The organism is Candidatus Cryosericum septentrionale, from assembly GCF_003570995.1.
GTDB lineage: Bacteria > Caldisericota > Caldisericia > Cryosericales > Cryosericaceae > Cryosericum > Cryosericum septentrionale.
In genome coordinates, this window is the sequence record NZ_QXIY01000002.1 from 1 (window position 1) to 21,533 (window position 21,533).

The window sequence follows — 21,533 nt, forward strand, 5'->3', positions numbered from 1 at the left end:
AAGTCTTCTTCTGCGAGCAAGGCATGGAAGGCGGAGAGCGTCTTCGCATCAACGGTATCGGTCTTCGATCTGTTCCCCACTACCTTTGCGAAGTTCGCACTCTTCTTGGGGTTCACCTCAACCACCTGGACCTCATGCTCTGCAGCAAATGCACGCAGATAGTTGGAATAGGGTCCTGTGGGTTCATAGATGAACCGTACTGTCTCGTTCCACTCCCCTCCATACCTCTTCTTGAGGAGCTTCTTCAGGGTCTTCAAACCCTTCTCATTGGGAACCTCATCCTCTTGTGTTCCATCCCAGAGCTCCAACGATTGCTTTGAAACATCAATGCCGATATACTCTGTCATACGAAACCTCCCCATATGAGGAGAGTTTGCAATGGGTTGCCCTTCCATACGCGTTTCATTTCGTCCACAACCCAAGCTGGAAGAACCTTCTTCCGCTTCTGATACTACACAAACTTTGGAAGGGCGATCCATCTATCGTACAAGCTCATGAGGATCCCTCATTGCTTCAATTAAGATACGATCTACCCATTCCTCTCACCCATACGCCTCTCAATAGTATCTCCTTCCTCGTCGTATGCGGTCCTTTTCATCGTACGGAATTAAGATGATGCAACTCGACGGTTGCCGAGGGCAGCAGCGCCTGTACAATAGGAATCTATGCCCAGAGGGTGCATTGGCGACAATCTGTAGACGTTGACACGTGGAGGAGACAGGGATGCAGTCAGTATTCACGTTCATCAGGGACTTTCTGGGCACGCCGGCGGTGCTGGTCAGTATGGTCGGACTCGTCGGCCTGGTCGTGCTGCACAAATCGTTCAGTGAAGTGCTGATGGGCACTGTCAAGACGATCGTCGGCTTCCTGGTGCTCGGTGTCGGCGCAGCCACAGTCATCGGCTCACTGAACTATCTGGGACAGATGCTGCAGTTCGGGTTTCATATTCGAGGCGTCCTGCCCAACAACGAAGCCGTCATCGCGATTGCGCTCAAAATCCTTGGTTCGCAGCCCGGATGGGTCATGATCTTCGGTTTCCTGTTCAATGTTTTTCTGGCGCGGGTGACGAAGTGGAAGTATATCTTTCTCACCGGTCATCACACACTCTATATGGCTATCCTGCTGGTCGCCGTGCTGACGGCCGCCGGCATGGCCGGTGTCTGGGTCACGGTTGTGGCTTCCATTCTTCTGGGCATGGTCATGACCCTGATGCCTGCATTGGCTCAACCGTTGATGCGGGAGGTAATGGGAGGTGACGAGGTCGCCGTGGGCCATTTCGGGTCGCTGTCGTATATCGTAGCTGGATTGCTGGGCAAGTGGTTCGGCGACAGGACTCAGTCGACCGAGGACATCAGGCTGCCCAAAGGACTCGATTTCCTGCGCGATTCGCTGATCTCCTCGGGACTGGTCATGACGGTCCTCTTCATGGCGGTCACGCTGAAAGTGGGCTCCACCTTTGTGCAGGATACACTGGGGGTCACCCAGCATCCACTGGTCTTTGCGTTTGTCCAGGCGATGACGTTCGCCGCTGGCATGGCCATCATTGTTATCGGCGTCAATATGACACTGGCCGAGATCACGCCCGCCTTCCGGGGGATCGGCGAGAAGATCGTTCCCAACGCCAAACCGGCACTCGACGTTGCTATCACGTTCCCAAAGGCGCCAACGGCGATGATGATCGGGTTTCTGTCGTCACTGGCCGCCGGCGTTCTGTGTATGTTTCTTTTGCAGGTGCTGCACCTGCCGATCATCATCCCGAACCTTGTGCCGCACTTCTTCACCGGTGCGACGGCTGCCATTTTCGGCAATGCGACAGGCGGGCGCAAGGGCGCGGTCATCGGTGGATTCGCCAATGGCGTCATCATCAGCATCCTGCCCGCGCTGTTGCTGCCGTTGCTTGGGCCACAGCTGAGCACGCTGAATACGACCTGGAGCGACGCCGATTTCCTGTGGGTCGGCGTCGTGGTCGGAAACATCGCGCGCCTGTTCCACTAAGTCCGTCCTGCCAGGTCACCGTTGTGCTGCGCGCCCCTGTCCAGGCGCCCAGACGCTGGAACGCGGCCTCGACCTGACCTGCCGGACGGAACACGGCACCATGGTCTCCGCCGTCCAGAACGCGAGACGGATCTTTCCAGGCAAGAAGCATGGCGTCGAACTTGGGCAGGAGGGTGACCGGAGGAACGTCGGGCAGAGGCTTCTGGAGGACGTCCGCGTCCTCCGTCAGAGCCAGCAGGGGCGAGCTACGGCCCTCGACCGCCACGGGTACCAGGAGCCCGCCTGCCCGGGTGGCGGTGTCGCGCACCGTTGCTGCAGGCAGACCCGCCCAATGGGCGAAGTCGCTGAGGGTCGCCGGGGCGAACGTCCGCAGGTAGCGGAGCAGCAGCTCCTCGAGGGACTTGATGCGCGTGCGTGGACGGAAGTGCAGGTCGGGCAGCCACGTGTCGCGGCGGGCGAAAACGGGTCGCACGCCCTTGGTGCCGACCATGAGGAGGTCTCCCTGGTACGCAAGTCCTTTCACGTCTTCACCCCAGCCTGCCCACGGAACGTCCCGAAGTAGAGGGACGGCTGCGTGGAGTGCTGTACGGCCCAGAGGTCCCCCCGCGAGCGCATGCAGGACGTTCTGCTCGACACGATGCCATGCGACCGGGTCCATGTCACACATGCGCAGCATCACTCGCTTGACCGCGAGGTGGTACCGTTCGCCGAATGAGCCGACCAGGAGGGCGAGGTCCTCGGCCGCCAGCACATGCAGGGTTCCGCGCAGACACCACGTCTTGACAAGCGAGCGCTCGCGTGCAAGCGCATGGTCGGTCCACGTGCGCGGGGCCGATGGGCAGCGCGCGTGGATGGCAAATGGAATGGAGGCGGCATACTGCGCCTGGACGGCGACCATGGCGCGGATGCCCGCAAGCGGCTCGCCGAACGGCTGCGAGATGCCGCCCCATGCCAGCGCGAAGTCGGTTGCCTGCCGTGTAGTGATGTGCAGTGCTGCGGGCTTCACGGGAACACCAGGAGCCGGACACGACTCGGCCCATGCACGCTGTAAACATTCGGCCGGTCTGAATGTGGCATTTTTCCTCCAGTCACATGGTTATCTTGCCAGTATATCCCATGATGCGGCGTCATGCCGGCTGATGAGACACACGAGGCGGGATGCAGAAAAGGCGGGCGCAGATGCACCCGCCTGACAGTAGAACAACTGATATGTGAGATCTAGTATGCCTGCTCGCCGAACTCTCCCATGTCCAGTCCGTGGGCTTCCACAGCCTCGCTGACCCGCATGAGGCGGATGGCGTTCATGACCTTGAGGATAACCATTGTGATGAGGAAAGCATAGGCAGAGACGACGACCACGGCTAGGATCTGGACGCCGAACTGGTGCCAGTTTCCTTCGATCAGGCCGGAGATGCCGTTCACGGCTTTCTGGGCGAAGATGCCGGTGTAGATGGGACCAAAGAAACCGCCGATGCCGTGGCAGGCAAACACGTCCAAGGCATCGTCGACATGCCATTTGTGTAGCAGTGCAACCACGAAGAAGGAGATCAGTCCTGCTGTGATGCCGATGATGACTGCAGCCCATGGGAGGACATAGCCCGAGGAGGGGGTGATGGCGGCCAGGCCGACCACGGCGCCGACAAGCGGAGCCACGACGCTGACTTTCTTGTGGGTCTTCCAGTCCACAAACAGCCAGGTCATCATGCCAGCAGCGGCGGCCAGCATGGTGTTGACCCACGCATACGCTGCAACGCCGTTTGCGGCATATGCGCTGCCGCCATTGAAGCCGAACCAGCCGAACCACAGCAGAGCCGTGCCAAGGGCGACATAGGTGATATTACTCGGCGCAAGGCTCTCATTCTTGGTAAACTTGCGTTTTCCGATGACGAATACCGAGGCCAGAGCGGCTATCCCCGCCGTCAGATGGATGACGATACCTCCCGCAAAATCGACGACGCCCATCTTCTGCAGCCAGCCTCCGCCCCAGACCCAGTGCGCCACGGGGGCGTAGATTAGCAGAACCCAGATCACGATGAACCATAGATAGGTTGCAAACTTCATGCGACCTGCGAAGGCGCCGGTGATGAGAGGCGGCGTGATGATGACAAACATCATCTGGTACAGGAAGAACACGAGGAAGGGGATCGTCGTCGCATATGCAGTGCTGGGCGTCATCCTCACACCACGAAGTCCGAAGAATTCCAACCCGCCGATGACGCCGCCGATGTCATGTCCAAACGCCAAGGAAAACCCGCCAAAGAACCAGACGAGGCCCACGAGGCCCATGGCGATGAAGCTCTGCAGCACAAGAGACAACATATTCTTGCGCCGCGCGAGACCGCCATAGAAAAAGGCAAGCCCCGGGGTCATAATAAAGACGAACGCTGCGCTGACCAGCACGAGTGCAGTATCTGCACTGTTGATTGTACCCATTCTTACCTCCCAGGAAACCAAAACGCTGCCCGGGCGTACTGACAGCCCGAGTTCATAACCTTATGAATCATGCTCGGGAGGCGGGACATGTCAAGGCTAGAACCATGATTCTGCGGTATCACAGTATGGGCCGTGCTCCTGTTCGACGACGTCGGGTGGTTCATGGCTCACGTGGAGGAGCCTGTGCTAGTTTTGGCGCCAGTGTTTCATCAGCGGCGAGCGTCCGCATGATGACGCTGCGCAGAAAGCGCTGATCTCCAAGCCGGTTCTTCAGCGCTGTCTCGAGTGCTCCCACAGGATACAGGTTCTGCGGCGCCCTGGTGTCGCCCCACAGGTTGCTTGAGTAGTGCACCGCGATAGCGGAGGCGAGGTTGGCCAGGTGTATCGCCTCGGTCAGCCCCATGACAGGAAGCTCGATACGGACCAGGTTGGCCATCTGGCTGGTGAAGGGTGTGACCGCTTGAAGGCGCAGGAAGAAGCTCATCTTGCTGCTGCCCCTGCTTTCCGGATAGCGGATCTCAAAGATTGGGGTCCGTTCGGCGGTCTTGAGGCTGAGCACCGTCGCGAACTGTTCGCGCTGGAGGTAGGCCTCCTGGACGTTCTTGATGATGCCTGCCAGCTTGCCGGTCCCGGCGGCCAGGCGGTGTTCGTACGGGATGGGACCGTCTGTCACGACTGCCTGCACGTCCGGGCGGTCCACTTCTTTCTGCGCGACATCGTGTTCTAGCTCCTGCATGAGGTTGTTGAGTTCCTGGCCGAAGTCGCCCGGGTCATGGCTTGCGGCGCTGCGAATCTCATATTCGACGTCGAACGGACACGACGCATCGCTCGCCAGCTTGAGCGTCTTCGTGTCCGGGTCGGGCGCGTTGGTCACGAAGTAGTGCCGCACGGCCTCGTCGCACAGCGCCTCGGTGACGTCGTGGGCGTGGGAGCCGCACATCTGCATGCAGCCCGCGGCCACAGAACCGAAGACGCCATAGTATGGCGGATTGCCGTCGATGATGCCGTGCATGTCGATACGACGCACGCCGTCGACGAACGCGACACGAACGGTGTCGACTTCCGCGAACGCCTCGTCGGGCACGCGAACGGCTGCCCAGTGGTCAAGGTCGCGGCATTCGGTGGTCGGCACCACCTCATAGGAACGTTTCTGGTCAGTCAATGCGACCTCCGTGGAACCGGTGTAGACGCTCTGCCAGTAGTCGGGACGGATACGCATCATGCCATCTCCCGACGCGCGATGTGCGCCGAACCACTCTGATTCGTCACCTGGAGGACTGTTTCGAAGCGCTCCACGAGGTCCGCCCTGTGGGTGATGATGCCGACGAGTGAACCGTCTCGGCGCAGGGACTCCAGGACATCGGCGACACCTTGGACAGTGGTCTCGTCCAGTGTTCCGAAGCCCTCGTCGATGAAGAAGCTGTCCAAGTCCACGCTCGTCGACAGCAGGTCCTTGACGGCCAGAGCCAGTGCAAGAGAAGCGAGGAAGGTTTCCCCCCCGGACAGCGTGGCGACATCTCGCGGTCCAGAGGAGCTGAACGAGTCCTGCACCATCATCTGGTCGCCCTCGTCGAGCAGCAACTCGAAGCGTCCCTTGCTCAGAATGCGCAAATGGTCGTTTGCCGTCACCAGCAGCTGTTCGAGGATGCCGCTGCTGACGAACGCCACCATACCCTTGCTGCCGAAGTCACGGGCGACCTGCTGGTAGGTGGACAGCAAGCGCGTTACCTGTTCCTTGCGGGCCAGGCGGTCGGCGAGGAATGCTCGGCGGGCGAGGAGGTCATCCTTACTGCGGCGGGCGGCTGTCAGGTCCTCCTGTGCGCGGGCGAAGTCCGTGGCGGCAGTCTCACGTGCGGCGCGCGCTGCTTCGAGGTCCGCCTCCGATGGCAGATCGGGGCCGAGCTCCTGCTCCAGCATTTCCACCTGCGCAGTCGCGGCAGCGGTGTCGTGGTCGTACTGCCTCACCGACACCTGAAGTGCGACGAGCTGGTCGGCAGGGAGGACGGCGGTTTTCATCGACGCGATAGAGTCGAACCCGTGTGTGCCGGCCTGGGTTAGCAGGTCACGCTGCAGCGTTTCATGCTGGATTTCCGCCTGTCTGCGCTGGCCCTCCAGCGCGGCAGCCTCTGTCTGGAACCCGGCCAACTGCGTGCGGACGGCTTCTTCCTTTCGGCGCTGTTCTTCGAGTTGTGCGACGATCGTTTTCTGCGCCGTGCGGGTCGTCGTCTCCTGCCCTCGCAGCTGCGTGAGTCGCATACGGAGGAACGCCACGGGATTGCTACTGCCTTCGCGGGCAACCGTCGGGTCCATGAGCAGGCGCAGGGTCAGTTCGTGCGCTTCATGCTGGTCGTCCTTGTCTTCGGTCTTCAGAACGGTCAGCTGTCTGGCCAGTTCCTCGAGCCGGACTCTGTCCGCTTCAGATTTTTTCTCATGCACCGTGAGATTGTCCTGGCAGTGTTCAGAACTCTTGCGCGCCTCATCACGGACTGTCTTGAAGCGAGCAAAGTCCAGATGCTCGGCATGCGCGACCAGTTCTTCTACGACATGACCGCACACCGGGCAGGTGTCGCCTGGCCTGAGGCCCTGCTGGACGACGACTGCGGCGTTGTCTGAGCGTGCTCGTTCGAACGCGTCTTCGGCTTGTGTTGACGCGTCGCGCGCCCTGGCGAGCGCTTCCTGGAGCTGGATCCGGCTCTCGTCCTGTACCTTCATGGTCTCATTCAGTTGTGTGATGCTGTGTTCGAGTCCCTGGGCCTTGTTCGTGGCAGAATCGGTCTTGTGCTGGAGTTCCTCCAGCCGGGCGGCAAATGGCTGGAGGTCGCTCAGGCGCGCAATCGCAGAGGAGATCTCATCCAGTTTCTCGGCAAATGCGGCCTCGCCTGCACGCAGGGAGGTATCGGCACGGACGGCCTGCGCAGTCTCGAGAGCCTTCTGTGTGGTTGTGACAGCGGCAGACGCCTTGTCACGGTCGGCGATCAGCTTCTCCAGTTCAGCAGCCAGGCGCGCCCAATTGGCCAGTGACGGCTGCAGCGATGCAAGAGCGAGGCTGGTGGCAAGGCGCGAGCGGTCGCTGGCGACCGCGTCCGCCTTGTCGCGAAGGGCCCCAAGCTGTCCCTGAAGCTTCGCCAGCTGCCGTGCCTTTGACGCCCGCTGTTCCATCATGGCCAGTGCCAGCTCGTCAGCCTTGAGCTGTTCCTGGAGCAGCGCGACCTGGTATCCGGCGTCTGTGACGGCGTGGTCCAGGAGACCCATAGCTTCGTCGGTGATGGCGTTCTGGTCGATACCCGCCAGGTCGTGGTCCAGGCCGCCCAGTTCGCCCATCAGCGTCCCCGCATGGGTGCCGGCCGCCTTGCCGATGTGCTCGTAGATGTCCAGGTTGAGCAGCGAGATGAGGATATCCCTGCGCGCGCGGGGCGTGTCGGGTTTCAGAAAGCGGTCGAACTGGCCCTGCGGCAGAACGATGATGCGTGTGAAGACGTCGAAGTTCATGTGCAGAAGGGTCTCTTCGATGTAGCGGTCGGCGTCCTTCTTCTTCAGGAGCTGGTTGAGCTGGTCGCCGTCCTTGAAAACCTGGACGTCCTCCCTCGTGGCTGTTCCCTGCCGGATGATCCTGTACGTCGCGCCACCAAGGTCGAACGTGAGGGCGACGTGAAACTGCTTGGCGCCGCGGCTGATGACGTTCTCGCGCTGGCCGTTCTCTGTCCGGATGCGTGGGATGCGTCCATAGAGAGCATAGCAGATCGCGTCGACGATCGAGGACTTGCCCGAACCAGTTTCTCCTACGATGGCGAACAGCGACAGGTCGTGGAAGTCCAAGGTGACCGGGTCGCGGTAGGGCATGAAGTTTTCGACTTCAAGCGTCTGTATCCGCATGGGTCACCTCCTGGAACAATTCACCGACCACCTTTATGACGTCTTCTGTGGCGTCCCCGTTGTATGCCCGGTACATCGACTGCACGGTCTCGAAGCTTGTACTTGCCAGTGCCTCAATGGTCGGACGGGTCGTCGCCTCAGCCTCGGAACGCAGGAACTCCACCTTGACGACCCACGGGCAGACAGCGCGTATCTCGCCCTGCAGGTTGAACGGCGGGTCGTCGGCATGGATGCGCGCCTTCGTGTATCCACGGTCTCTGTACGGCTCCAGGCGGCTGGCCCAGTCGTCGACCGCACACTCGACATTGTGCAGCTCGATGGCGGATTTCAGCTCACAGAACTGGACGGTGAGATTGCCCTTCGTGTCCGCGTCCACGAGGTTGAACCCCTTCGGCGTCCCCTCCTCGCTGAAGTTGACGCGGAAGATACTGCCGGAGTATTCCGAGCGTGCGGGCGCCTTCACCAGCTGCTGGTGGCGATGGACGTGGCCAAGGGCGTTGTACATCGTCGAAGACGGCAGGCTTTGCGCAGGGACGGCAAAGAATGGGCTGACCGACATGGGGCGTTCCGTGTCCGTCAGCTGGGCACCAGCGATCATGAGGTGGGCGGCAAAGACGTTGATGTCGGATGCATGCATCTGCCCGGCAAGCCACCGGATAAACGTGCTGACACTGCCGGTGTAGTCGCCCTGAACGTCGTCGCCTGCTCCATTCAGCTTCATGACCACGCGTTCGTGGGGGTACGGGAGTGCCGTCACGACGACGGGCTCGTCGGCGCGCGAACGGAACCCGACTTGATACTGCTCACCAGACGGCTTCTCGAAGACGGCTGCCGTCCCCAGACTCAGCAGGCTCTTGCTGGGAACGAACACCTGTCCGTCGTGGTTGCCGGCCAGGACGACCGAGCGGATGCCCGCGCTGCTGAGGCGGGCAAAGAAGTCGAAGACGAGTTTCTGGCTGATATTGCTAGGCATCGGATTGTCGAACACGTCACCCGCGACGATCACTACGTCCACCTTCTCGGTCTGCGCAGCGGCAAACAGCTCGTCCAGCAGCTTCCCTGTTTCGTCAAACCTGTCCAGCCCAGCGAGTGTGCTTCCAACATGCCAGTCGGCGGTATGCAGTAGTCTCATGAGCTTAGTATACTGCCAATTCCCAAGACTCCACCTGCCGATCTTTCATTCCCGGGCTCGTCTCCTGTGTCCGTCATTCCCGCGTATGCGGGAATCCATCCTTGGCCTTACTCGTGGGTCCCCGTCTTCGGGGAAACGACGGAGAGATCATCTGGCCTAGATCGTTGTATACGTTGACAAACCGCCCAGCATACAGTCGCGACTATTGAAGAGTATGCCAATCGTGACACTTGGCTCGTTGAACAAGTCTGACTGGCAGCTAGAATATCAAGGTATCAGCATGGTGGAGGTCTACGATGATACTTGAGGCAATCGAGAAGCGCTACAGCGTACGACACTACAAGGACCAGCCGGTCGAAGAAGACAAGCTGGCGGAGGTTCTGGAAGCGGCGAGGCTGGCTCCCTCGGGCAGCAACCTGCAGCCGTGGAAGCTGGTCGTTGTACGTGATCGTGCGACTATACGGTCGATGGTCCACGCCATCGGTGGACAGCAGTTTGTGGAGCAGGCGGCGGTCCTCATCGTTGCCTGCATGAACGGTGAGGGGTACAACATCGGTCACCGGTACGACGGAGCCGTCGTCGACATCACCATCGCCCTGGACCACGTAACCCTGCAGGCTGCGTCGATGGGTCTGGGAACATGCTGGCTTGGCAACTACGATGGCAACGAGGTCCGTGCGTTGCTTGACATACCATCGGGGAACCCCGTCGTCATCATCCTCGCTCTGGGGTACCCCGACGAGAGTCATCCGCACCGGCCAGGTCCACGCAAGCCACTGGACGAACTCGTGTGCTGGGAGAACTTCACAGGCTGACAGGTTGCTGCTGGCTGTTGGCGGCGATGAGGACTTGCCGCGGATTGGTACTGTTTCGGAGCCGGTGTCGCCGAGCAAGGATCCTTTGGTTCGTCATTCCCGCGTATGCGGGAATCCATTCTTGGATGTTTGTGTGGGTTCCCGCTTCCGTGGGGACGACGTGCAGGGATCGCCGCTGTTGCGTGTCCCGGGGACGGTGCTACCTTGTGCTGGTGTGAGCGGAACTCACGAAAACGGTACAGGGGGAGTAGGTGGATATATCGAAACGCGAGGAAGCTGTTGCGTATCTCGTCCAGAGGGCAATGTATCCAATGTGGTCCAAAGCGGGGACTTGGTTCCGTGATGCAGACGGCGGGCGGGTAGAAGAGCCGCAAGGGATGGCCATCGTGCAGGTGCTGGACCTTGTCAGCAGCGGGGCCTGCAATGCTGTCCGCAAGGAAGTCCAGTTGCGCGTCAACGCCGAGCGCACGTACGTTTCCATCAAAGACTGGGCGATCGATGAACGTCCCCGCGAGCAGTTGGCGAAGCGTGGAGCCGACACGATGAGCAACGCACGTCTGCTGGCCATTCTGTTCAGGACGGGCAGCCACGGTAAGAGCGCCGAGGAGCTGGGTCGCGACGTGTTCAACCGGTTCGGTGGCTGGGGCCAGCTGGACCAGGCCAGCGTCGAGGACCTCTGCGACGTGCGCGGCGTCGGCCTCGCCAAGGCGGTCGAACTCAAGGCGGCCATCGAAATTGGCAAGCGCCTACAGCAGGGCCCTGCGTCCACGATGAAACGGGTCACCAGCGCCGAGGATGCCATCGACTACGTCTGCGACCGGTTCACGCCACAACTGCGTGACGCCGGCAAGGAGTTCTTCTATGTCGTCCTGCTGGACATCCGCAACAAGGTCATCAAAGACGCCGAGGTCAGTCGGGGCAGCATCAGCGCCAGCGTCGTGGACCCTGCCGACATCGTCCGCGAAGCCTGCATCCACCACGCCAGCCGCGTCGTGCTCGTGCACAACCACCCCAGCGGAGAGTGCGACCCCAGCAAGGAGGACATCGACACGACCAACAAGATTACCCAGGCCCTCAAGTATGTCGGTGTGCGCGTCCTGGACCACATCATCGTGGGCCGCGCCCGCCAGGACTACTTCAGCTTCGCACGGGCGGGGATGGTGTAGACGAGTGGGGTGCCAGGCAACACGGTGATCACGTTATCGTGCGCAAGCGATAGAAGAACTGATGGTTCGTTAGGACCGTTGAATTCCATTCGGGATTGTCTATACATATATGTGGAGACTAATGACCCTGAAGGAAGGCCACGAATGTCCACTTCCAGTGAAGCGTTACTCCCGTACGGTATGCTCGACGGCAGGCTTGTCTCTGTCGATGATATATCGGTATCTCCGGAATCAAACGATACAACGTCAAGGCACGCGTGGACAAGGTGCTGACTAGCGAAGAGCTCCAGTCGGTGTCAAGAAGCATTTTGAAGGAGCTCACACTGACGAAGACGGTGCAATGAATATGGCAATCGATGAAGGTTGGTTAATAAAAGGATGGATATAATAGGAAGATGAAATACAAAAGTAGCATAGGCGTAGAAGTTGTCATTGCACTGAATAAGTGTTTTAAAAGGCCAATTCATCCATTTAATCTCGAAGATGAAGGGAAGGAAACATTTGCAGAATGGGAATTTGAGCAGTCAAAGAGGTTAAGTAATTATTACCTTCCTGAAATAGATTTGCTTAGAGAGATACAGGGCAAAACCATTCTTGATATCGGAGCTGGTAGTGGTGGGAAAACCGCATTTTATGCGCTCAATGGAGCAAGAAAATTGATAGGGATAGATACGGAAGAAAGGTTCATAATTCAAGCAAGAGATTTTGCGTCTTCCAAAAATGCAAAAGATATAGATTTTATAGTTGCTAATGCAGAAGAAATGCCTTTTCAGAATGCTTCTTTTGATATGTGCGTAATGAACGATGTTTTTGAACATGTTTCAAAGCCTGAAGTCGTCTTAAAAGAGGTAAGTAGAGTATTAAAACGATATGGTAAAGTATTTATTAATTCTCCACCTTATTTTCATCCATATGGGGCCCATCTCACTGATCTTATTGGGATTCCGTATGTTCATCTTCTTTTTCCTGAGCCCGTTTTAATCAATGCTTATAAGAAACTTGCTTTAGAAACAAAATCAGCTGAAAAAAGAATTGATCTTCGTTTTGGTGTAGTGGATAATAGAGAACAAATCACATATATCAATAAAATGACGATTGCTCGTTTTGAGGAGATTATGGGCAATCAAAACCAGTTTAAGGCAATTCTTTACAAGCTTATCCCTCTTAAAAACCAGGTTGGATTTCTATTAAAAACACCTTTTCGAGAATTCTTTACAGAGATGCTTGTATATGTAGGGGAAAAGAATCAACTGTAAAATGCTTGTCTATTCAAAATATCTTTGATAAAAGAAATCTTAGTATCAAAGATATCCGTGTATCAGCCCATCACCTCGAAGAAGACGACGTAGTCCAGCGGGAGATATGGCAGACTCGTACGGGATGAGTGCGTATGCTTCAGGTGCCGATCTGTGCCTTACAGGGCGACGTCATACAGGATGAACAGTGCCTCGCCGAGAAGCAGCTGCAGAGGGAAGCCCAGCAGCCCACCGAGGATGTTGACTTTGGGGGCGACAAGGTTCATCAGTCGTGGGATCATAGTACACTTCCTTGAAGGGTGCGCGACAAGCAGTCTAGCCGGCCGAGTCTGGTGATCGCGTGCAACCAGATACCGTGACCACAGCGGCCGTCCGGCTCATGCGGTTCGGTGGTGGATAACATCCTGACACCATGGTCTGCAATGGTGAAGAAAGTTCAACGAAGGCTCCTGGCCGCCGGCGCTTTGCGGACCGAGCGTGGGGCGTACGGCTTGACACGGCTCCGATCGTCGAGGTGTACCGCCTTAATCCGTTCTTAGGGCATGCTGGTACAATGACAGACGTGAGAGGAGAGACGAATGCACATTCTTGTCGTTGAGGACCAGCAGGATTTCGCCCAGAACATCAGGCGGTACCTGGAGACAGAGTCCTACAGCGTCGACCTGGCCTTTGACGGCGAGACGGGGCTGCACCAGGGGCTGACTGAGGAGTATGCTCTCGTCGTTCTCGACCTCAACCTCCCGCGTATGGACGGGCTGGAAGTCTGCCGGCAGCTGCGGCAAGCCGGACGCACCATGCCCATTCTCATGCTGACTGCCAGGATTGGACACAAGAATGCCGTGGCCGGCCTGGACAGTGGTGCCGATGACTACCTTACCAAGCCGTTCGACCTCGAGGAGCTGCTCGCGCGCATGCGCGCGCTGCTTCGCCGTGGCGGCGAGACCCGTAGTCCGGTCGTTGAGTTAGGCGATATCTCGGTCGACACCAACACGCACGAGGTCCGCAAGGACGGCAAGGTCGTGGCGCTTGCGCCACGCGAGTATGCGCTGCTGGAGTTTCTTGCGCTCAACCGCGGCATCGCCAAGACACGTCTCGAGATCATCGAGCTGGTCTGGGGGGAGTACGATGAACTCATGTTCTCTCAGACAGTCGACGTCCACGTCGCCTACCTGCGGCGAAAGCTTGGCCGGGAGGTTATTGCGACTGTCCCGGGCAAGGGCTATGTCATCCGGTGATGCTGGAGCAGCGCATGCGACACCTTCAGACCAGGCAACGAACGACGAAGCTGACGCTGGAACAGCGCCTTGCCCTGAAGTTCACATGGCTGGTGTGTGGGCTGATCCTCATCAGCGGTACGGTTTTCGCCACCAGCGACGTGATCATCGGCAACTACCGTACCACGATCGTGCTTAATGACCGCGTAACTCGTATTCTGGCCAACAGTCAGGGGCAGACCGACCTGTCGTCGGCAAGCGAGTGGCTTTCGTACATAGATCGGCCCTTCACCCGCATCCTGGCGCCGGACGGCATGGTTCTATACCAGGGAGACATGTTTGCTGGATCCGGCTCTGGTCCCGTCGACCCATTCGTGACGCCGAGGCCCGTCGACGAATCGAGTGCCATCGTAACGCAGCCCATTCGACGCGACGGCCGTGTCGTCGGGTACATCCAGCTTGCCGGACGCACGCGTCAGGGGATTCGAGACCTTGGACTGAAGCTGGTCCAGATGCTGGTCGTTACGCTGGTGATGGGCATCCTGACTTACCTGCTTGGGCTGTCGTTCTCGAAGCATACACTTCGTCCTGTCCACGAGTCGCAGGACCGGCTCGAGCAGTTCACGCAGGATGCCAGCCACGAACTGCGGACTCCGCTGGCCAGCATATCATCCTCGCTAGACGTCGCCATGAAGACGGGGGAATACCGGGACGGCATCATGGCTGCCAAAGGACAGGTGAAATACGCTTCGCTCCTCGTTGAGCGACTGCTCGAGGTTGCCCAGCTGGACCGAGCGAAAGTCGACCTCGGACAGGTCGACCTGACTGCCCTTGTGACTGCAGTGGCCAGCCAGAACGTGGAAAGCTGTAAAGAGCACGAACTGACGATGCAGGCGACAATCGGTGAAGGGGTGACGGTTGAGGGAGACGGCCTGCTGCTGCGCCAGCTTGTCAACAATCTCATCGAAAACGCTGTCAAGTTCAATGCGCCGGGCGGTACGGTGAGCGTCGTGCTCAATGCAACCGATCTGCACGTCGGGAATTCCCGCGGGTTCATAGCTCCCGACGATCTGTCGCATGTTTTTGAACCGTTCTATCAGGTTGATGCATCGCGTACGCAGCGCGGATTTGGGCTTGGATTAGCGATTGTGAAGAAGATTGCAGATCTTCATGGATGGCATGTAGTCGTCACCAGCAGCGCCGAAGCCGGCACGGACTTCATTGTCAGATTCACCTGATCGCGGGGGACGGGGCGTGCTTCTTAATCCATCCTTAAATCCTGGTTGTTACAGTACATCACGAATCCAACGTGGTCACGCTGCGCAGTGAGCGCGTTGGTCAATAGATGCGGGCGCAGGCGCCCACTGGAGGAAACATGAGCAAAAAGAGTCGGCGAGTCATTGTCTCGGTCGTGTCACTGGTGGTCGTTGCGGCGATCGTCGTGGTAGGACTGAAAGTGCTGGCTGCCAAGAAAGCAGCCTCAGCATTGGCAGCGAGGAGGGGCGGAGCATCGTCCGTCTATGTCGTGGCGCCACACGATGTCGCTACCCTTACGACGGTCTCTGGAACCGTGGCTCCCTTACGTTCCGCAACGCTGACGGCACAGGCTCAGGGGACCGTCACCGCGGTCTACAAGAAGGTAGGGGACTACGTCAAAGCAGGAGAGGTCATCGTTCGCATTGACTCGGCGGCACGTGACAACCAGCTGGCTCAAGCCGAGTCCACCTACCAAACGAGTCTCCTCAACATCGAGACAGCGAACACAACAGACCTTACGGCGACAAAAACGCAGTTGGAAACTGCGGTGAAGCAGGCACAGATTCAGGAGCTTCAGGCAGAAAACAACTTGAAGAATGCAACAGTATATAACACGAGCGCCACAACTGCCAGTGCCACAGCTGCCACAACTGCCGCCAACCTGCAAGAAGCGGTGACGAGGTCTGAAGAAACCCTCTCGACTGATCAGGCCAACCTGAAGTACCTTCAGGACTCCAGCACGTCGTCGGTGTCGCAGCCTGATATTGCTGTTCAGCAAGCTCAACTCAACTTGACCGCGGCCGAGAATCAGCTTGTGACAGACGCGGCAGATCCTAAAGTAACCACTGCGGAAACCACTGCAGACCTGGCTAAGGTCGACAGTGCACGGCTTTCTCTCGAAAGTGCGAATGCAAGTGCTGCTGCCGACACCTCGGTTGCACAGAGCGACCTCAAGCTGGAGGCTGCTCAACTGCAGGTGAACCAGGATGAACGGGCTGTAACGGCTGCCAAGAATAACCTTGCGGAGAACCTTGCGGAGAACCTTGCGGAGAACCAGAAGACGGTTGACTCACAGGCAAATAACGTGACCGTGCTCCAAGCGGATGTCGACTCGGCAAAAGCTGCGGTGACGCTTGCACAGTCCAATCTTGCCGGGTTCAGTGAGACGGCCCGCAAGGCCGCACTGCAGCTCGAATTACTACAGGAGCAGAAGAAACAGGCAGAACTGTCATTGCAGGCCACGCAACTGACATCCGACAATTATGTGGTGAAGGCTCCGTGGAATGGTGTCATCACGTCGCTCAACGTCCAGGTCGGCGATCAGGCGACCAGTGCGACCAGTGCGACCACTGCGACCACTGCGACGGTGATTGCCGACACAAGCGGATGGAATGTCCAGGCATATGTTGATGAACTCGACGTTCTGCACGTCAAAGCCGGGGAGGATGCATCGGTGACAATGGATGCCTACCCCAACCAGACATTCAAGGCCAAGGTCACGTATGTTGGAACTACGTTGGTGGCGACTTCGAGTAGCGTCAACGCATATGCCGTCAAGATCCAGTTCACCAATCCCCCCACTACGCTGGTTGCCGGCATGACTGCCGATGCGTCGATTACGACGTCGTCTGCAAAAGGAGTTCTTGCTGTCCCGGTCGAATCGATCTTGTCAGAAAACGGCAAGAACTACGTGATGGTAATAACGACGGGTGCTGACAAAAAGACGATGACCACCAGGACAGAGGTGAAAACGGGCATTGAAGGCGATGTCTATGTCCAGATTATCTCGGGCCTCAAAGCAGGGGATCGTATCCTGCGCACGGCGAGTGCGACCACCACTACTACGTCTTCTTCATCGACGACCACAACAAACGGCGGAGGCGGCAGCTTCTTTCTCTCAGGCGGCCGGTAATCCATGAATCTGATCGAGTTCAACGATATCCGCAAGACCTACACGATCGGTACCGTTACGATCGATGCTCTTGCCGGCGTTTCTTTTGACATCGGCGAACATGAGTTCGTGGCTATCATGGGACCGTCCGGTTCTGGAAAATCGACGCTGATGCATATTCTCGGATGTCTGGACACCCCGACCTCCGGGGCGTATCGTCTCGAGGACCATGATGTTTCCGAGCTTCGATCGAATGATCTTGCCCATATTCGCAACCGGGACATAGGATTCGTGTTTCAGGCTTACAATTTGCTGCCGCACCTGAGCGCTCTGGAGAATGTCCTTCTTCCATGCACCTATTCCACACATATAATGAGCGGGAGAGACGAGAAAGTTCGCGCTCATGAACTGATGGAGCGTGTTGGACTCAAGGACCGCATGTACAATCGCCCTGTTGAGATGTCGGGTGGAGAACAGCAGCGCGTCGCCATCGCCCGGGCACTGATGATGAACCCACCGGTTATTCTTGCCGATGAGCCAACCGGCAACCTCAACTCCAAGGGGGCCCGAGAGATCCTTGACATCATGAAGGAATTGCACGCAGACGGGAAGACGATTATCTATGTCACTCACGATGCTATCATCGGGGCGCAGGCGGAACGCGTGATCCGTATCCAGGACGGCCGTGTCGTGGCCGACGAGAGGAACTAGAATGGACCTCAGGGACAGTTTTCGGAATGCAACGCGGGCGATTTTCGCGGCGAAGATGCGCTCGTTTCTTACAATGCTGGGAATTATTATCGGTATTGCCGCCGTTGTCATGCTCATGGGAGTTGGTAATGGGACAAAAAAGAGCATTCTAAGTAGGATGCAGAGTTCCGGCTCCGGCAATCTGTATCTGACAGCTGGTGCCAGATCAAATGTTCTTATGGGTGGTGGTGGCCCCGGTGGCCCCGGAGAAAGGTCGGGAGTATCATCCGGTGCCAAAATCACGGAGGAAGACCTGGCGTATATCGAGGCAAGAGTAACCTACTCCATTGTTGTATCGCCGACGAACCAGACTAATATTACGATCAAGAACGGGGATACCACCATGTCGGGCACCGGGATCTTCGCGACACCGACGTACTTTGAGGTCGACAATGTAACGATTGCCGATGGTCGTATGATCTCTACGAGCGATATCGACAATCGGACGCGCAATGTTGTCATAGGCGCCACCGTTCAGACAACCCTGTTCCCTAATGAATCTGCAGTGGGGCAGCCGATCCGGATAAACGGCGCGAGTTACAACGTCGTCGGCGTTGCCACGGCAAAGGGTGAGACGGTGGGAAGTTCTGTTGATACTGCAATCGTCCTGCCGTTCTCAGACGGAGAGAAGTCGTTCGGTGTCGTCCACAATGTCGTTCAACGAACAACGATCAAGTGTGTCGACCCTACTCAGAGTTCAGCAGTCACGACTGAGATTACCGACATCCTGACTCGCAAACACAAGAAAGTAGACTTCAGCATTCAGGATGTCGCAGCTATGACAGCATTATTGACGTCGTCCATGACAACGCTGACAACGTTACTTGCGGCTATTGGAGGGCTTTCCCTCCTGGTCGGTGGTATCGGTATCATGAACATCATGCTCGTTTCCGTGACGGAACGAACTCGTGAGATAGGCATCCGGAAGGCACTTGGGGCCCGTGAACGCGATATTCTTGTCCAGTTTCTTATTGAATCCTCGCTGTTGAGCATTGCAGGAGGTGCCTTGGGGATTGTGATCAGCGTTCTCGGTTCGGATTTTATTGTTTCCCGATTTACGACGACGTCAATAACTGGTTCATCTATCCTTCTTGCTGTCGGTTTTTCCATCGCTGTCGGGGTGTTCTTCGGAGTATACCCGGCTCGCACGGCAGCCCGGCTGAAACCCGTCGATGCATTGCGGTTTGAATAGGAGGCATCGTATGGTTCAGAGAATCTTTGCAGTACTCCTCATGCTGACACTTGTGGCGGGAGCGGTTCCGCTGGCGAGTGCTCAGAGCGTTTAGGTTGCGCTGAGCAACTCCTATCCAAGGGACGCCCCACAGTATACGGTTACCTTCACGCTAAACACTACTGTCCAAGCAAGCGATAGTCTGACGTTGACCTTCGACGACGGTTCACTGCATATGTGGCTGGCTGTCGGCGATAATGCATTGATGATGATAAACAGGACCGGCATCAAGGGGACGATCATTGCAATCGACAAAGTGGGCAATACGACCAGCGTACCGGTTGACATCCCTGCCCCGGCGACCTCCTGATAGGCTGCACAGATCGAGGGGCAGTGGATAACTGCCTCTCGATTCCTTCCCAGTGGCGGGCTGAGCGTTAGATCGGCAGGGGCTGCGAATGGTCCAGCACAATCTGCTGCAGGACCGCACGCAGTCCTTTTTGCATGCGCTTGCCATGGTCTCTTCGATGCTGCCCGGAGGAACGTGCGACCTTGTATGAACTCGGCATTGTCGATACATTGGTGTCAATAGTGGAATTGTCCCGTCACGGTCGTATCGTATGACAGCGCAGGTGACAAACGGCAACACAGAAGGAAGTGCAACCCGATCTTCAGCGACGAAGGAAGGACTCAAGACGGTCCCGTTCGCAGGAAGGCGATGGGGGTGCCTATGAACCTTATCCAGCTTGACGGCGTCCGAAAGACCTACAGGATCGGCGCGGTGACGATCGATGCTCTTGCCGGTGTGTCCCTTGAAATCGGAGAGCATGAGTTTGTGGCCATCATGGGCCCTTCTGGTTCGGGCAAGTCAACACTGATGCATATTCTCGGTTGTCTGGACAGTCCAACGAGTGGTCACTACGTGTTCAAAGGCCGGGACGTATCGGGCCTGCGAGCCAACGATCTTGCCGCCATACGCAATCGTGACATGGGCTTCGTGTTCCAGGCGTACAATCTGTTGCCGATGATGAGCGCTCTCGAAAACGTCTTGCTGCCGTGTTCCTATGCTACCAGGTCGGTCAAGGGCGGAAGAAGCAAGGCGGAGGACCTGCTGGAGCGCGTCGGCCTCAAAGAGCGGATGAACAACCGTCCGGTCGAAATGTCCGGCGGTGAACAGCAACGCGTCGCGATCGCACGAGCCATGATGATGGACCCGTCGGTTATTCTTGCCGATGAGCCGACGGGAAACCTGAATTCCGCGGGCGCCCGGGAGGTCGTCGACCTCCTGAAGGAGCTCCATGGCGGCGGCAAGACGATCATCTACGTAACCCACGACGATGCCATCGGGGCGCAGGCAGAGCGGGTAATCCGTATCTTCGACGGGCGTGTCGTGGCCGATGAAATGAACTAGCTGCAGGTCGATTTCGCTAGGGGCCTGCGCAAACTCTGTCCTGGAGACAGCGTCATGCCGTCGTCCGTGTCGAGCCGGTCGCGCAGTGCCCGGATGGTGGAATCTAGATGTACGACGTCGCGTCGGGTGGCCAGGCGCAGGACGACTGAGCGGCGGTCCTGCGGCGCGGGGCGCCGAATGATACTCCTGGCGACGTCGAGCCCGGTGTCAGGCGTTTCCGGTCCCGGCTCGCCCCGCATAGAGGTTCCACTGCGCCCGCTGGCGGGTCCACAAGGCTGTCATGTATGCATCTTCGAGTCGCGACGCAGTACTGCCGTTCATCCGTATGCGCGGCACCTTATCTTGGGTCATGTTACGTCTGGCAGGTTGGGCAGATGAACGACGCCGTGCTGCCGGTCCGGATCTTCTGGACGAGTGCGCCACACGTTGGACATGGCTTGCCTTCGCGGTACCCGACCAGGAACTCCGTGAAGCGCCCCGGCTGACCATACAGGTCCTTCTCGTAGGCTAGGCCACCCAACTCCAGCGCATGCCGAAGCTGTGAGCAGATCGCGGCGTAGAGTGCGCGACGCTCGGACGCAGTGACGTCGGCGGTCTTGCGCAGGGGATGCAGTCCGGCGGCGAACAGGATGTCCTGGATGTAGACGTTGCCGATGCCCGCGATATTCTTCTGGTCCATGAGAACCGTCTTGATCGCGCTCCGCTTCTTCTCTACCAGCACCTTTTCGAACGCGTTTAGCGTGAATTCGCCGTCGTCCAGTGGGTCGAGACCTAGCGCGGCTGTCATGGTATGGGAAGCTAGCTCGACGGTCTTGACCGCATGGACATACCCGAACCAGCAGAAGTGCTGGCTGAAAGCACCGCCGTCTTCGAACAGGACAGCCGACTGGCGGTTCCCCGGCAAAGGCTCATCCTTGTGGTGGAAGAGGACTTCCCCACCCATGCCGAGGTTGAGCAGGAACGTCGCTCCCGGCTCGAGGTCCATGAATATCCATTTTCCTCTCGACGTCACACGGTTCACCTGCGTATGGGCAAGCATTCGCCCGAATTCCTCGGGCGGTACGTTCAGACATCTGGGCTGGACGACGTCGACCTCGGCCACACGCCTGCCGCGGAGTTCCCGGTCCATTTGTCGTGCCAGGTTGGCCACTTCGGGTAGTTCGGGCATG

18 protein-coding genes and 1 pseudogene are annotated in these 21,533 nt (G+C 58.0%); 11 read left to right on the forward strand and 8 right to left on the reverse strand.

The annotated features are described in order from the left end of the window. A partial coding sequence (locus tag SMC1_RS00715) for an IS110 family transposase (protein WP_165849100.1) occupies positions 1-347 on the reverse strand: 347 nt, incomplete at its 3' end. A gap of 376 nt (positions 348-723) precedes the next feature. Between SMC1_RS00715 and SMC1_RS00720 the strand changes: the two genes are divergently transcribed. Continuing rightward, entirely contained in the window at positions 724-1,995 is a 1,272-nt protein-coding gene (locus tag SMC1_RS00720) for a PTS ascorbate transporter subunit IIC (protein ID WP_119084899.1), read from the forward strand. Positions 1,996-2,044: 49 nt separating this feature from the next. Here the strand turns inward: SMC1_RS00720 and SMC1_RS10950 are convergent. The 5 genes and pseudogenes from SMC1_RS10950 to SMC1_RS00745 all read right to left on the reverse strand — a co-directional run. After that, positions 2,045-2,893: pseudogene (locus SMC1_RS10950) on the reverse strand (DNA glycosylase AlkZ-like family protein); the annotation flags it as partial. A 320-nt stretch (positions 2,894-3,213) separates the two neighbouring features. Further along, a complete protein-coding gene (locus SMC1_RS00730; RefSeq protein WP_119084901.1) occupies positions 3,214-4,428 on the reverse strand; it encodes an ammonium transporter in 1,215 nt (404 codons plus the stop codon). A 160-nt stretch (positions 4,429-4,588) separates the two neighbouring features. Continuing rightward, positions 4,589-5,650, reverse strand: a complete 1,062-nt coding sequence (locus tag SMC1_RS00735) for a hypothetical protein (RefSeq protein WP_119084902.1) — start codon at positions 5,648-5,650, stop codon at positions 4,589-4,591. Further along, positions 5,647-8,301 (reverse strand): AAA family ATPase, encoded by a 2,655-nt coding sequence (locus SMC1_RS00740; protein ID WP_119084903.1) that lies wholly within the window; start codon positions 8,299-8,301, stop codon positions 5,647-5,649. The genes SMC1_RS00735 and SMC1_RS00740 overlap by 4 nt, the downstream gene beginning before the upstream one ends. Further along, positions 8,282-9,433 (reverse strand): metallophosphoesterase family protein, encoded by a 1,152-nt coding sequence (locus tag SMC1_RS00745; RefSeq protein ID WP_119084904.1) that lies wholly within the window; start codon positions 9,431-9,433, stop codon positions 8,282-8,284. Before SMC1_RS00745 ends, SMC1_RS00740 begins: the two co-directional genes overlap by 20 nt. 296 nt (positions 9,434-9,729) lie before the next feature. Here SMC1_RS00745 and SMC1_RS00750 point away from each other — a divergent pair, with 296 nt between their 5' ends. The 3 genes from SMC1_RS00750 (at position 9,730) to SMC1_RS00760 (ending at position 12,670) form a co-directional block, all read left to right on the forward strand. After that, positions 9,730-10,248 carry a nitroreductase family protein gene (locus SMC1_RS00750; RefSeq protein WP_119084905.1) on the forward strand — a complete coding sequence of 173 codons (519 nt, stop codon included), beginning with the start codon at positions 9,730-9,732 and terminating at the stop codon, positions 10,246-10,248. 251 nt (positions 10,249-10,499) lie between these two features. Beyond that, positions 10,500-11,414, forward strand: a complete 915-nt coding sequence (radC, locus tag SMC1_RS00755; protein ID WP_119084906.1) for a RadC family protein — start codon at positions 10,500-10,502, stop codon at positions 11,412-11,414. 395 nt (positions 11,415-11,809) lie between these two features. Beyond that, positions 11,810-12,670, forward strand: coding sequence for a class I SAM-dependent methyltransferase (locus SMC1_RS00760; protein ID WP_119084907.1), 861 nt, complete (start codon positions 11,810-11,812; stop codon positions 12,668-12,670). 158 nt (positions 12,671-12,828) lie between these two features. Here the strand turns inward: SMC1_RS00760 and SMC1_RS11080 are convergent, their stop codons facing one another. Continuing rightward, positions 12,829-12,951 carry a hypothetical protein gene (locus tag SMC1_RS11080; protein WP_279386555.1) on the reverse strand — a complete coding sequence of 41 codons (123 nt, stop codon included), beginning with the start codon at positions 12,949-12,951 and terminating at the stop codon, positions 12,829-12,831. Positions 12,952-13,248: 297 nt separating this feature from the next. Here SMC1_RS11080 and SMC1_RS00765 point away from each other — a divergent pair, with 297 nt between their 5' ends. From SMC1_RS00765 to SMC1_RS00790, 7 genes are all read left to right on the forward strand, one after another. Next, a complete protein-coding gene (locus SMC1_RS00765; RefSeq protein WP_119084908.1) occupies positions 13,249-13,905 on the forward strand; it encodes a response regulator transcription factor in 657 nt (218 codons plus the stop codon). A gap of 14 nt (positions 13,906-13,919) precedes the next feature. Continuing rightward, positions 13,920-15,122, forward strand: coding sequence for a sensor histidine kinase (locus SMC1_RS00770; protein ID WP_165849101.1), 1,203 nt, complete (start codon positions 13,920-13,922; stop codon positions 15,120-15,122). Between the two features lie 137 nt (positions 15,123-15,259). Then, positions 15,260-17,053: an efflux RND transporter periplasmic adaptor subunit gene (locus SMC1_RS00775; RefSeq protein WP_165849102.1), complete on the forward strand. Its 1,794-nt coding sequence runs from the start codon at positions 15,260-15,262 to the stop codon at positions 17,051-17,053. Between the two features lie 9 nt (positions 17,054-17,062). Then, on the forward strand, positions 17,063-17,743 hold the full coding sequence (locus SMC1_RS00780; protein ID WP_119085019.1) for an ABC transporter ATP-binding protein: 681 nt from the start codon (positions 17,063-17,065) through the stop codon (positions 17,741-17,743). A 1-nt stretch (position 17,744) separates the two neighbouring features. Continuing rightward, positions 17,745-18,974, forward strand: coding sequence for an ABC transporter permease (locus SMC1_RS00785; RefSeq protein ID WP_119084911.1), 1,230 nt, complete (start codon positions 17,745-17,747; stop codon positions 18,972-18,974). Positions 18,975-19,161: 187 nt separating this feature from the next. After that, entirely contained in the window at positions 19,162-19,323 is a 162-nt protein-coding gene (locus SMC1_RS10830; RefSeq protein WP_207799249.1) for a hypothetical protein, read from the forward strand. Between the two features lie 360 nt (positions 19,324-19,683). After that, positions 19,684-20,364, forward strand: a complete 681-nt coding sequence (locus SMC1_RS00790) for an ABC transporter ATP-binding protein (RefSeq protein WP_119084912.1) — start codon at positions 19,684-19,686, stop codon at positions 20,362-20,364. A gap of 352 nt (positions 20,365-20,716) precedes the next feature. Here SMC1_RS00790 and SMC1_RS00800 read toward each other — a convergent pair whose 3' ends face one another. Continuing rightward, entirely contained in the window at positions 20,717-21,532 is an 816-nt protein-coding gene (locus tag SMC1_RS00800; RefSeq protein WP_119084914.1) for an Fpg/Nei family DNA glycosylase, read from the reverse strand. Position 21,533 lies beyond the last annotated feature (1 nt).